The sequence below is a fragment of the Amycolatopsis sp. NPDC049691 genome (genome assembly GCF_040675005.1).
In the GTDB taxonomy this organism is placed as follows: Bacteria; Actinomycetota; Actinomycetes; order Mycobacteriales; family Pseudonocardiaceae; genus Amycolatopsis.
The window spans coordinates 572,350-585,062 of record NZ_JBFANX010000001.1 but is presented as its reverse complement, the minus strand read 5'-3'; the positions used below and the strand labels follow the sequence as shown (position 1 = coordinate 585,062).

General features: G+C 70.9%; 12 protein-coding genes. All 12 read right to left on the bottom strand.

Features of this window, described 5'->3' with window-relative positions:
* Window positions 1-58 precede the first annotated feature (58 nt).
* Window positions 59-1,261, bottom strand: coding sequence for a methionine adenosyltransferase (gene metK / locus AB0J40_RS02830; protein ID WP_364447295.1), 1,203 nt, complete (start codon window positions 1,259-1,261; stop codon window positions 59-61).
* 93 nt (window positions 1,262-1,354) lie between these two features.
* A complete protein-coding gene (gene coaBC, locus AB0J40_RS02825) occupies window positions 1,355-2,575 on the bottom strand; it encodes a bifunctional phosphopantothenoylcysteine decarboxylase/phosphopantothenate--cysteine ligase CoaBC (RefSeq protein ID WP_364446535.1) in 1,221 nt (406 codons plus the stop codon).
* A complete protein-coding gene (rpoZ, locus tag AB0J40_RS02820; protein WP_072480291.1) occupies window positions 2,568-2,837 on the bottom strand; it encodes a DNA-directed RNA polymerase subunit omega in 270 nt (89 codons plus the stop codon). The genes coaBC and rpoZ overlap by 8 nt, the downstream gene beginning before the upstream one ends.
* Entirely contained in the window at window positions 2,834-3,487 is a 654-nt protein-coding gene (gene gmk / locus AB0J40_RS02815; RefSeq protein WP_364446533.1) for a guanylate kinase, read from the bottom strand. Before gmk ends, rpoZ begins: the two co-directional genes overlap by 4 nt.
* Window positions 3,484-3,801, bottom strand: coding sequence for an integration host factor, actinobacterial type (gene mihF / locus AB0J40_RS02810; protein ID WP_003096398.1), 318 nt, complete (start codon window positions 3,799-3,801; stop codon window positions 3,484-3,486). Before mihF ends, gmk begins: the two co-directional genes overlap by 4 nt.
* A 107-nt stretch (window positions 3,802-3,908) precedes the next feature.
* Window positions 3,909-4,757 (bottom strand): orotidine-5'-phosphate decarboxylase, encoded by an 849-nt coding sequence (gene pyrF, locus AB0J40_RS02805; protein ID WP_364446530.1) that lies wholly within the window; start codon window positions 4,755-4,757, stop codon window positions 3,909-3,911.
* Complete coding sequence (gene carB, locus AB0J40_RS02800) at window positions 4,754-8,068, bottom strand: carbamoyl-phosphate synthase large subunit (RefSeq protein ID WP_364446527.1); 3,315 nt, start codon at window positions 8,066-8,068, stop codon at window positions 4,754-4,756. The genes pyrF and carB overlap by 4 nt, the downstream gene beginning before the upstream one ends.
* Complete coding sequence (gene carA / locus AB0J40_RS02795) at window positions 8,068-9,189, bottom strand: glutamine-hydrolyzing carbamoyl-phosphate synthase small subunit (protein WP_364446524.1); 1,122 nt, start codon at window positions 9,187-9,189, stop codon at window positions 8,068-8,070. Before carA ends, carB begins: the two co-directional genes overlap by 1 nt.
* Window positions 9,186-9,680, bottom strand: a complete 495-nt coding sequence (locus tag AB0J40_RS02790) for a transporter (protein ID WP_364446521.1) — start codon at window positions 9,678-9,680, stop codon at window positions 9,186-9,188. Before AB0J40_RS02790 ends, carA begins: the two co-directional genes overlap by 4 nt.
* Window positions 9,680-10,966 carry a dihydroorotase gene (locus AB0J40_RS02785; RefSeq protein WP_364446519.1) on the bottom strand — a complete coding sequence of 429 codons (1,287 nt, stop codon included), beginning with the start codon at window positions 10,964-10,966 and terminating at the stop codon, window positions 9,680-9,682. Before AB0J40_RS02785 ends, AB0J40_RS02790 begins: the two co-directional genes overlap by 1 nt.
* Window positions 10,963-11,895: an aspartate carbamoyltransferase catalytic subunit gene (locus tag AB0J40_RS02780; RefSeq protein ID WP_086841743.1), complete on the bottom strand. Its 933-nt coding sequence runs from the start codon at window positions 11,893-11,895 to the stop codon at window positions 10,963-10,965. The genes AB0J40_RS02785 and AB0J40_RS02780 overlap by 4 nt, the downstream gene beginning before the upstream one ends.
* Complete coding sequence (gene pyrR, locus AB0J40_RS02775; protein WP_364446517.1) at window positions 11,892-12,491, bottom strand: bifunctional pyr operon transcriptional regulator/uracil phosphoribosyltransferase PyrR; 600 nt, start codon at window positions 12,489-12,491, stop codon at window positions 11,892-11,894. Before pyrR ends, AB0J40_RS02780 begins: the two co-directional genes overlap by 4 nt.
* Window positions 12,492-12,713: the final 222 nt, after the last annotated feature.

Genomic DNA, 12,713 nt, shown 5'->3' with positions numbered 1-12,713 from the left:
CCGGACACGAGGAAGGCCACCTCGAAGAGCTTCGAGGTGGCCTTCACCGGATCGTGCGTCAGGCGCCGGCCGCGGCCTTGAGGGCCTCGGCGCGGGCGGTGCTCTCCCACGGCAGGTCGAGCTCGGGCCGGCCGAAGTGGCCGTACGCCGCCGTCGGGGCGTAGATCGGGCGCAGCAGGTCGAGGTCGCGGATGATCGCCGCCGGCCGGAGGTCGAAGACCTCGGTGATGGCCTGCTGGATCTTCGACGGGTCGACCGTCTCGGTGCCGAACGTCTCGACGAACAGGCCGACCGGAGCTGCCTTGCCAATTGCGTACGCGACCTGGACCTCGGTCCGCTGGGCCAGGCCCGCGGCGACGACGTTCTTGGCCACCCAGCGCATCGCGTACGCGGCGGACCGGTCGACCTTGGACGGGTCCTTGCCCGAGAACGCGCCACCACCGTGGCGGGCCATGCCGCCGTAGGTGTCGACGATGATCTTGCGGCCGGTCAGGCCCGCGTCGCCCATCGGGCCACCGATCACGAACCGGCCGGTCGGGTTGACCAGCAGGCGCGCGTTCGCCGTGTCGATGCCCAGGCCCTCGATCTCGGGGCCGACGACGTGCTCCTTGACGTCGACGCTGAGCATCCGCTCGAGGTCGATGCCGTCGGCGTGCTGCGAGGACACGACGACCGTGTCGAGGCGGACCGGCTGGTCGCCGGCGTACTCGATGGTGACCTGCGTCTTGCCGTCCGGGCGCAGGTACGGCAGCACGCCGTCCTTGCGGACCGCGGTCAGCCGCTTGGACAGCCGGTGCGCCAGCGCGATCGGCAGCGGCATCAGCTCGGGGGTATCCGAGCAGGCGTAGCCGAACATCAGGCCCTGGTCGCCGGCGCCCTGGCGGTTGATCTCGTCCTCGTCGGACTCGACGCGGGACTCGTAGGCGGTGTCGACGCCCTGGGCGATGTCGGGCGACTGCGACCCGATCGCGACGTTGACGCCGCACGAGTTGCCGTCGAAGCCCTTGGCCGAGGAGTCGTAGCCGATCTTCAGGATGACGTCGCGGACGATCGTGGGAATGTCGGCGTACGCCTCCGTGGTCACCTCGCCGGCGACGTGCACCTGGCCGGTGGTGATCAGGGTCTCGACCGCGACGCGGCTGCGGGGGTCCTTCGACAGCAGGCCGTCGAGGATCGAGTCGCTGATGGCGTCGCAAATCTTGTCGGGGTGCCCTTCGGTCACCGACTCCGAGGTGAACAATCTGCTGCTAGACGCGGTCACGGTGGCCGTCACTTCCTCACCTTGTCGTCGGATGCCCCGAAAGTTAGGCACCCCTTACCTGTGCAAGCGTACTGACTATCGCTCGGAGGACGGTCAACGCTTCATGAAGCTCACAACAGCGTCCCACAGAGTGGACGCCAGTTCAGCCTTCGCGCCGAGAGGTATGGGGATTTCCGTGCCGTCGGACCCGAGCAGCCAGCCCGAATTGTCCTCCGTGCCGAATGCCTTGCCGTCGCCGACGGCGTTTACGACCAGCAGATCCGCGCCCTTGCGCTTGAGCTTCACGCGGGCGTGGTCGAGGACGCCGCCGTGCTCGTCGCCGGTTTCCGCGGCGAATCCCACGACGACCTGTCCGGGACGCCGGTTTCGCACCAGTTCCGCGAGGATGTCGGCATTGCGGTCGAGCGTGATCACCGGGTCGGGCTGGTCGTCCGACTTCTTGATCTTGTGGTCGGCCCGGTTCGCCGGCCGGAAGTCGGCGACGGCGGCCGCCATCACGACGACGTCGGCGCTCTCGGACGCCGCGTGCACCGCCTGGCGCAGCTCCTCGGCCGTCGAGACGTGCCGCACGGTCGCGCCCGCCGGGTCCGGCAGCGCGACGGTGTGCGCGGTGACCAGGGTGACCTCGGCGCCGCGCTGGGCGGCGACGCGGGCCAGCGCGTAGCCCTGCTTGCCGGAGGAGCGGTTGCCGAGGTAGCGGACCGGGTCGAGCGGCTCGCGCGTCCCGCCGGCGGACACGACGACGCGGACGCCTTCGAGGTCGCGCGGGAGGGCGTCCGGGCGGGCCAGCAGCAGCCGGGCGAGGTCGACGATCTCGGCGGGGTTGGCCAGCCGGCCCTTGCCGGTGTCGACGCCGGTCAACCGGCCGGAGTCGGGCTCGGTGACGATCGCGCCGCGCGAGCGCAGCAGGGCCACGTTGGCGCGGGTCGCGGGGTGCTCCCACATCTCCGTGTGCATCGCCGGGAAGAAGGCGACCGGGCACCGGGCGGTGAGCAGGGTGTTGGTCAGCAGGTCGTCGGCGAGGCCGTGGGCGGCCTTGGCGAGGAGGTTCGCCGTGGCCGGGACGACCAGGACGAGGTCGGCCTCCTTGCCGACGCGGACGTGCTGGACCTCGGGCACTTCGGTGAACACACCCGTGTGCACCGGGTGCCCGGAGAGGGCTTCGAAGGTGGCCGCGCCGACGAAGTTCAGCGCGGCTTCGGTGGGGACCACGCGGACGTCGTGACCGGACTCGGTCAGCCCGCGCAGGACCTCACAGGCCTTGTAGGCGGCGATCCCGCCGCCCACGCCCAGGACGACGCGGGGTTTACTCACCCTCGGTGTGTTCGAGCAGGCCGCCGTGGATCTCGCGCAGCGCGATCGAGAGCGGCTTCTCGCGCGGGCCCGGCTCGACGAGCGGGCCGACGTACTCGAGCAGGCCCTCGCCCAGCTGGGCGTAGTAGTCGTTGATCTGGCGGGCGCGCTTGGCCGAGTAGATCACCAGCGCGTACTTCGAGCTGACCTTTTCGAGCAGGTCGTCGATCGGGGGGTTGGTGATGCCCTCGAGCTCTTCGGTCAAGGCCACTTGGCTGGTCACTCGTGGTGCTCCACATCTTCGGAAGACTGATCAGTAATCAAGTTTAGCAAGTGCTCGGCCGCCTCCCGCACGTCGGCGTTGACGACGCGGTGGTCGAACTCCCCCGCCGCCGCCAGCTCGCGCTCCGCCTCGGCCAGCCGGGCCTGCACCGCGGCCTCGCTTTCGGTGCCGCGCCCGGTGAGCCTGCCGACCAGTTCCTCCCAGGACGGCGGCATCAGCATCACCAGCCGGGCCTCCGGCATGGCCGCGCGGACCTGGCGGGCGCCCTGCAGCTCGATCTCCAGGACGGCCGGGCGGCCCTCGGCGAGGGCCTTCTCGACGGGCTCGCGCGGCGTGCCGTAGCGGTTGCCCGCGAACTCGGCCCACTCCAGCAGCCTGCCGTCGGCGACCATGGCGTCGAACTCCGCCCGGTCGACGAAGTGGTAGTGCGCCCCGTCGACCTCGCCGGGGCGTGCCTTGCGCGTGGTGACCGAGACGCTGAACCAGACGTCGGGCTCCAGCTTCCGCAGCTCGCCCACCACGCTCGACTTCCCGACCCCCGAAGGCCCCGATACGACGGTGAGCCGGTGCCGGGGGAGGTCCCCCGCCACCGGCTCACTGCCGCGGTCGGTGCCCGGGTTCACCGGGTAGTCACGACCGGCGCCGTTCACTCGCCGCTGAACTCGGCCAGCAGCGCCTTGCGCTGCCGGTCGCCGAGGCCGCGAAGGCGACGGCTGGGGGCGATCTCCAGTCGTTCCATGGTCTGCTGCGCGCGGACCTTGCCGACGCCCGGGAGGGCCTCGAGCAGAGCCGAAACCTTCATCTTGCCGAGGACTTCGTTCTCCTCGGCCTGCTTCAGCACGTCGACCAGAGTGGTACCGCCCCGCTTCAGCCGCTCCTTCAGCTCAGCACGGATGCGGCGGGCGGCGGCGGCCTTCTCCAGCGCCGCAGCGCGCTGTTCCTCTGTCAGCTGGGGAAGTGCCACGTTTTCCTCCGGTAGTTCTCAAATCTGGGTGGGTGACGCGACGGTACCCACCCGTGAGCACCGGCCACAATGCGGGGGTGCCTGGTGGGGGCCCGTTCCGGCCCCTGCTATTGGCCGTTTTCCTGCGGGTCGGCCAGCACTTCGGCGACCCGTTCGACCGCTTGGCGCAAAGCCGCTTGCTCCGGACCGTGCTTCAGGATGTCCCGGGACGACGCGGGCAGCACGCCTGGCAGTCCCGCTCCGAAAAGCGCCTTCAAATCGGCCACAGTGGCTCCCTGGGCCCCGAAACCGGGTGCCAGCACCGGACCGTTCAGCCCGGAGAGGTCCAGGTCGCCCGGCGCGATGGTGGCCCCGACGACGACCCCTACATCGCCGAGCGGTGCCGCGGCTGCGTTGAGCGCCGCCGCGGAATCGACGATCGACTGCCCGACCGTGCGCCCGTCGGGCAGCTTCGCGTTCTGCACGGCGGCCGCTTCGGGGTTGGAAGTCCGCGCAAGCACGAAGATGCCGCGCCCCGCGGAGACGGCCGTTTCGGCGCATTCGGCCAAAGAGCCGAACCCGAGGTACGGCGAAACGGTGATCGCGTCGGCCGCGATCGCCGCCCCGTCGGCCACGTATGCCGCGGTGTACGCCGCCATCGTCGAGCCGATGTCACCGCGCTTGACGTCCAGCAGCACCAGCGCGCCCGCCTCACGGGCGGTCTCGACGACCCGCTCCAGCACGCGCACGCCGGCCGCCCCGAAACTTTCGAAGAACGCCGACTGCGGCTTCACGACCGCCGCGCGGGCCGCCAGGACCTCCGTGGCGGACAGCGCGAACCGTTCCAGGCCCGAAGCGTCCACCGGGAGCCCCCAGGCCTCGATCAGGCCCGGGTGGGGGTCGATCCCCGCACACAGCGGGCCGCGGGCCGCGACGGCCTTCGCCAGCCGCGCCCCGAACCGCTCCCGCGTGCTCACGACTGCGCCTTCAGCGCCGCCTGCAGCTCCTGCAGGGACTTGACCCCGATGTCGCCCCGGATCAGCGCTTCGATGCCGTGCACGGCCGCCGCGGCGCCCTGCACGGTCGTCACGCACGGGATGTCGCGCGACACCGCGGCGGTGCGGATTTCGTAGCCGTCGACGCGCGGACCGCTGTTCCCGTAAGGGGTGTTGATCACCATGTCGACACCGCCGTCGAGGATGACGTCCACGATGTTCGGCTCGGCTTCGGTCGAGCCCTCGTAATGCTTGCGCACCACGGTGCACGCGACCCCGTTGCGCCGCAGCACTTCCGCGGTGCCGGACGTGGCGAGGATCTCGAACCCGAGGTCCGCCAGGCGCTTCACCGGGAACACCAGCGAGCGCTTGTCGCGGTTGGCGACCGAGACGAACACGCGCCCGGAGGTCGGCAGCGAGCCGTACGCGCCGCTCTGGGACTTGGCGAACGCCTTGCCGAAGTCGACGTCTACGCCCATCACCTCGCCGGTGGACTTCATCTCCGGGCCCAGCAAGGAATCCACGCCGTGGCCTTCCGGCGTGCGGAAGCGGTGGAACGGCAGCACGGCTTCCTTGACCGCGACCGGCGAGTCGGCCGGCATCCGCCCGCCGTCGCCGTCGGCCGGCAGGACGCCGCTCTCGCGCAGGTCCTTGATCGTCGAGCCGGTCATGATCAGCGCGGCGGCCTTGGCCAGCGGCACGGCCGTCGCCTTGGACACGAACGGCACCGTGCGCGACGCGCGCGGGTTGGCCTCCAGGACGTACAGGACGTCGTCCTTGAGCGCGTACTGGACGTTCAGGAGCCCGCGCACGCCGACACCGCGCGCGATCGCCTCGGTGGAGCGGCGGACGGCCTGCAGGTCCGTGTGGCCGAGCGTGATCGGCGGCAGCGCGCACGACGAGTCGCCGGAGTGGATGCCGGCCTCCTCGATGTGCTCCATGACGCCGCCGAGGTAAAGCTCCTCGCCGTCGAACAGGGCGTCGACGTCGATTTCGATGGCGTCGTCGAGGAAGCGGTCCACGAGCACCGGGTGCTCGGGGGTGACCTCGGTGGCGCGACGGATGTAGCCGGCCAGGGTCTCCTCGTCGTAGACGATCTCCATGCCGCGCCCGCCAAGGACGTACGACGGCCGCACGAGCACCGGGTAGCCGATCTCGTCGGCGATCCGCTTGGCGCCCTCGAAGGACGTCGCCGTCCCGTAGCGCGGCGCGGGCAGCCCGGCGTCGGTCAGGACCTCGCCGAACGCGCCGCGGTCCTCGGCCAGGTGGATGGCCTCCGGCGGCGTCCCGACCACCGGGACCCCGGCGTCGGCGAGCCGCTTCGCCAGGCCCAGCGGCGTCTGCCCGCCGAGCTGGACGATGACGCCGGCGACCGTGCCGGACGCCTGCTCGGCGTGCACGACCTCGAGGACGTCCTCGAAGGACAGCGGCTCGAAGTACAGCCGGTCGGACGTGTCGTAGTCGGTGGACACGGTTTCCGGGTTGCAGTTGACCATGACGGCCTCGAACCCGGCCTCCCGCAACGCGATCGCCGCGTGCACGCAGGAGTAGTCGAACTCGATGCCCTGCCCGATCCGGTTCGGGCCGGAGCCGAGGATGAGCACCTTCGGCTTGTCCGACTGGACGGCCACTTCGGACTGGGCGTCGGGGTCGGACTCGTAAGCCGAGTAGTGGTAAGGGGTTTTGGCCGCGAACTCGGCCGCGCAGGTGTCGACGGTCTTGAACACCGGCCGCACGCCGAGGCGGTGGCGCAGCGCGCGGACGCCGTCCTCGCCGGCCAGTTCCGGCCGCAGCGCGGCGATCTGACGGTCCGAGAGCCCGGTGCGCTTGGCGCGGCGCAGCAGGTCGCCGTCCAGCACCGGCGCGTCGCGGACCTCGGCGCCGACCTCGCCGATCAGGGCGATCTGGTCGATGAACCACGGATCGATGCCGGAGGCTTCGTGGACCTGCTCGACGGTGGCGCCGAGCCGCAGGGCACGCTCCACTTCGTACAGCCGGCCCTCGTGCGGCGTGCGCAACGAGTCCAAAGTGGACTCCAGGGTGACGCCCTCGGGATCGGGCAGCGTCCAGAACCCGGTCGCCTTGGTCTCGATCGACCGCATCACCTTCCCCAGCGCCTCGGGGAAGCTGCGGCCGAACGACATCGCCTCGCCGACACTCTTCATCGTCGTGGTCAGCGTCGGGTCGGCACCCGGGAACTTCTCGAAGGCGAACCGCGGCATCTTCACGACGACGTAGTCGAGCGCGGGCTCGAACGACGCCGGCGTCTCGCCGGTGATGTCGTTCTGGATCTCGTCGAGGGTGTAGCCGATGGCGAGCTTCGCGGCGATCTTGGCGATCGGGAAGCCGGTCGCCTTGGACGCCAGCGCGGAGCTTCGCGACACGCGCGGGTTCATCTCGATGACGACCATCCGGCCGTCGGCCGGGTTGATCGCGAACTGGATGTTGCAGCCGCCGGTGTCCACGCCGACCTCGCGCAGCACCGCGATGCCGACGTCGCGCATCACCTGGTACTCGCGGTCGGTGAGCGTCATGGTCGGCGCCACGGTGACCGAGTCGCCGGTGTGCACGCCCATCGCGTCGACGTTCTCGATCGAGCAGACGACCACGACGTTGTCGCTCTTGTCGCGCATCAGCTCGAGCTCGTACTCCTTCCAGCCGAGCACGCTCTCCTCGATGAGCACCTCGGTGACGGGAGACTCCGCGAGCCCGGTGGAAGCCAGCCGCTCCAGGTCCTCCGGCGTGTGCGCCATCCCGGACCCGAGCCCGCCCATGGTGAACGACGGCCGGATGACGACCGGCAGGCCGAGCTCCTTGACGGTGTCGCGGACCTCGTCCATGTCGTGGCAGACGCGGGAGCGCGGGACGTCGGCACCGACCGTGCGCACGATGTCCTTGAACTTCTGCCGGTCCTCACCACGCTGGATGGCGTCGATGTCGGCACCGATCAGCTCGACGCCGTACTTGTCGAGCACGCCGCGCTCGTGCAGCGCGACGGCGCAGTTGAGCGCGGTCTGCCCGCCGAGGGTCGCGAGCAGCGCGTCGGGGCGCTCTTCCGCGATGACCTTCTCCACGAAGTCCGGCGTCACCGGCTCGATGTAGGTGGCGTCGGCGAACTCGGGGTCGGTCATGATGGTGGCCGGGTTCGAGTTCACCAGGGAGACGCGCAGGCCTTCGCTGCGCAGCACCCGGCAGGCCTGGGTCCCGGAGTAGTCGAACTCCGCGGCCTGCCCGATCACGATCGGCCCGGAGCCGATCACCAGCACGTGCTGGATGTCCGTCCTCTTCGGCATCAGGCCTTCTTCTCCATGAGCGAAACGAAATCGTCGAACAGGGGGGCCGCGTCGTGCGGGCCGGCGGCGGCTTCGGGGTGGTACTGCACCGAGAACGCCGGGACGTCGAAGGCCCGCAGGCCCTCGACCGCGCCGTCGTTGGCGCAGTAGTGGCTGACCTGAGCCGCGCCGAAGGGCGACTCGAAGCGCTGCCCGGGCTCGCCTTCCAGGGCGAAGCCGTGGTTCTGCGCGGTGATCGCGACCTGCTTGGTCGCGACGTCGATCACCGGGATGTTGATGCCGCGGTGGCCGTAGCGCATCTTGTACGTCCCCAGGCCGAGCGCGCGGCCGAGGACCTGGTTGCCGAAGCAGATGCCGAACAACGGGATCTCGCGGCCCAGGACCTGCTTGGTCAGCTCGGTGGCGTGCGTCGTCGTGGCCGGGTCGCCCGGGCCGTTGGAGAGGAACACGCCGTGCGGTTCGACCGCCAGCAGCTCCTCCAGCGTCGACGTCGAGGGCAGGACGTGCACCTCGATGCCGCGCTTGACCATCTGGCGCGGGGTGTTGGACTTGATGCCCAGGTCCAGCGCGACCACCCGGAAGCGCGTCTCGCCCTCCGCGGGAACCACGTACGGCTTCGGCGTGGTGACCTGGCCGGCCAGGTCGGCGCCCTCCATCTTCGGGCTGGCCAGGACTTCGGCGACCATGTCGTCGACGGTGCCCAGCGCGTCGCCCGAGAAGACGCCGGCGCGCATCGCGCCCAGCTCGCGCAGGTGCCGCGTCAGCGACCGGGTGTCGACCTCGGCGATGCCGACGATCCCCTGGCGCACCAGTTCTTCGTCCAGCGTGCGCTTGGCGCGCCAGTTGGACGGCGTGCGCGCGGGGTCGCGGACGACGTAGCCGTTGACCCAGATCTTCGAGGACTCGTCGTCCTCGTCGTTCCAGCCGGTGTTGCCGATCTGCGGCGCCGTCTGCACCACGATCTGGCCGTGGTAGGACGGGTCGGTCAGCGTCTCCTGGTAGCCGGTCATGCCGGTGCAGAACACCGCCTCGCCGAGGGTTCGCCCCTGCGCGCCGTAGGCAGCGCCGCGGAACACCCGGCCGTCTTCGAGTACCAGTGCGGCCTGAGCGCGCGCGTTCACTGGGCACCTCCCTTGATCTGGATCTGTTCGATCCACTGTGGATAGTCGTCGAGGTCGTCGCCGCGGAAGCCGGTGTCCAGCTCGGCGTCGCCGAGCCGCCAGGTGAGCACCAGCAGCGCGTCCGTGCCCATCACCTTCCCGGCGATCTTCGTGTCGCGCCGGACGCCGGTGACCGCGTCGCGCGGGATCCAGAAGTCGGGCGCTCCCCCGCGTTCGACCGCGATACCCGCGCCGTGCAGGCGCCAAACCGCGCCGGTGCGCAGACCCGCGCCGCGGGTGACGATCCGGTTCTGCCACTCCCCCGCGACCGTCGTCGCCAGGTAGACGCCGGTCGATTCCAGCAGCACCTCGCCGGCGTCCGGCGGGATGGCGGGGAACGGCGGCACCTGGGCGCTCTGCGAGCGGGACTTACGCCGCCAGCCGACGTACATGCCCCAGAGGCAGAGCAGGAAGAAGGCGACGATCGCCAGCACGAGCCAGAAGCGCTCCATCAGCAGACCTTCCCGTCCCGCGCCGTGAGCCGCCCGCGCAGCAGGGTCGCGGTCACCACACCGGGGAGCCGCATTCCCTCGTACGGGGTGTTGGCCGCGATGCTGGCCAGCTCGGCACCCCGGACCGTCCACTCGGCGTCCGGGTCGACCAGCGTGAGGTTCGCCGGCTCGCCCACCGCGATCGGCCGGCCCTGGTCGGCCAGGTTGCCGATCTCGGCGGGCCGCTCGCTCAGCACCCGGGCGACGCCACGCCAGTCGAGCAGGCCGGTGCGGACCATCGTTTCGGCCACGATCGAAAGGGCTGTCTGGAGCCCGAGCATGCCCGGCCGGGCCGCGCTCCACTCGGTGTCCTTGTCCTGCACCGCGTGCGGGGCGTGGTCGGTGGCGACGCAGTCGATGGTCCCGTCGGCCAAGGCGGCCCGCAGCTTTTCGGCGTCGGACGCGGTGCGCAGCGGCGGGTTCACCTTGTTCACCGGGTCGTAGGTGGCCAGGCGCTCGTCGGTGAGCAGCAGGTGGTGCGGCGTGACCTCGGCCGACACCTTCGTGCCGCGGTCCTTCGCCCAGCGCAGCACGTCCGCCGTCCCCGACGTCGAGACGTGGCAGACGTGCAGCCGCGCGTTCGCGTGCAGTGCCAGCAGGCAGTCGCGGGCCACGATGGACTCCTCGGCGGCGGCCGGCCAGCCGGTGTAGCCGAGCCGGGCCGCGCGCTCGCCCTCGTGGGCCTGGGCACCGACGGTCAGCCGCGGCTCCTCGGCGTGCTGCGCGATGACGGCGTCCAGCGCCGTCGAGTACTCCAGCGCCCGGCGCATCAGCAGCGGATCGGCGACGCAGAGGCCGTCGTCGGAGAAGACCTTGACCCGGGCCTGGGAATTCGCCATGGTGCCCAGCTCGGCGAGCTTCTCGCCCTTGAGCCCGACGGTGACCGCGCCGACCGGGTGGACGTCGACCAGGCCGACCTCCTGCCCGCGCCGCCACACGTGGTCGACGACCACGGCGTTGTCGGCGACCGGGTCGGTGTTGGCCATGGCGAACACCGCGGTGTAGCCGCCCAGCGCTGCCGCGGCCGAGCCGGTGTCGATGGTCTCGGTGTCCTCGCGGCCGGGTTCGCGCAGGTGGGTGTGCAGATCGACGAAGCCGGGCAGCAGCACCTGGCCGGCCGCCTCGACGACCTCGGCGTCTTCGGGAACCTGGACGGCGCCGATCGCGGTGATCACCCCGTCCTCGATCAGGACGTCGACCGGGTCGCCCTCGCCGTAGGGGCGGGCGCCCTTGATCACGGTGGTCACGCGGCGGCTCCTTCGCTGGCCAGGAGGTGGTAGAGGACCGCCATGCGCACGTGGACGCCGTTGCGGACCTGTTCGGTGATGGCCGAGGCCGGGGAGTCGGCGACCGCCGAAGCGATCTCCATCCCGCGCAGCATCGGGCCGGGGTGCAGGACGACCGCGTGGTCCGGCAGCAGCTTCTGCCGCCGTTCCGAGAGGCCGTACGCGATGGAGTACTCCCGGGCGGACGGGAAGAACCCGCCGTGCATCCGCTCCGCCTGGACCCGCAGCATCATCACCGCGTCGACGGCGGGCAGCTCGGCGTCGAGATCGTGCGAGACGGTGACCGGCAGGCTCTCGACGCCGTAGGGCAGCAGCGTCGGCGGCGCGACCAGCACCACTTCGGCACCGAGGGCCGAGAGCAGGTGGATGTTCGAGCGGGCGACCCGGCTGTGCAGGACGTCCCCGACGATGGCGATCCGGCGGTCCTTCAGCGAGCCGAGACGTTCGCGCAGGGTCGCCGCGTCGAGCAGCGCCTGCGTCGGGTGCTCGTGGGTGCCGTCACCGGCGTTGACGACCGACGTGCCGGGCTCGGCCAGCCACTCCGAGAGCCGCTGGGCGGCGCCGCTGGCCGGGTGCCGGACGATCACGCAGTCGGCGCCCGCGGCGGCCAGCGTCAGGGCCGTGTCCCGCAGCGATTCGCCCTTGTTGACCGAGGAGCTGGACGCGGAGACGTTGATCACGTCGGCGCTCATCCACTTCCCGGCGATCTCGAACGACACCCGGGTGCGGGTCGAGTTCTCGTAGAACAGCGTGATGACCGTGCGGCCGCGCAGCGTCGGCAGCTTCTTGACCTCGCGGCCGAGCAGCGTGTGCTTCAGCTCGTCGGCGGTGTCGAGCACGGCGGTGGCCAGCGCCGGGTCGAGCCCGTCGGTGGCGAGCAGGTGCTTCAAGACTCTTCTCCCGTGACTTCGGCGGGGCGCAGCAGCACCGCGTCGCGGCCGTCGATCTCGGCCAGCAGGACGGACACGCCCTCGGTGCGCGCGGTCGGGACGTTCTTGCCCACGTAGTCGGCGCGGATCGGCAGCTCCCGGTGACCGCGGTCGACCAGCACGGCGAGCTGCACCGCGCGGGGACGGCCGTGATCACGGAGGGCATCGAGCGCGGCCCGGATCGTCCGGCCGGAGAAGAGCACGTCGTCGACCAGGATCACGACGCGGTCGTCGATGCCGTCGGTGGGCAGCTGCGTCTGCTCGAGAGCGCGCGGCGGGCGGCGGCGGAGGTCGTCCCGGTAGAGGGTGACGTCGAGGGCGCCGGTCGGCGGGCGGACCCCGGAGAACTCGCCGATCTTGTCGGCCAGCCGGACGGCGAGCGGGGTACCGCGGGACGGGATCCCGAGCAACACGGGCGGGGTAGTGCTTTCCGCACCGTTCGCGGTTTTTTCGATGACCTGATGGGCCATTCGGGCGATCGTGCGCGCGACATCGCCGGCCGTCAGGAGCTCGCGCTCCCCGGCCGAACCAGCCGCGCCACGCGGACGTGACGACACTTCGGACTCCTTCCCCGCCTCACCGGACGGGTCCTTAAAGGACGTCTGTTCCCCTGCTGGTCGGGGCTTTCGCACCGACAGTAGCAGGCACTTTGCTCAGTCTTACGGGTGGTGTGAGCTGATTCGCGGCAAGCTCGCGCTTGACCTGGTGACAACAATGCGTAACCATTACTCTGAGTATTCGACTCGAAGAGTCCCCTGGACCGGTCACCCCGACCGGGA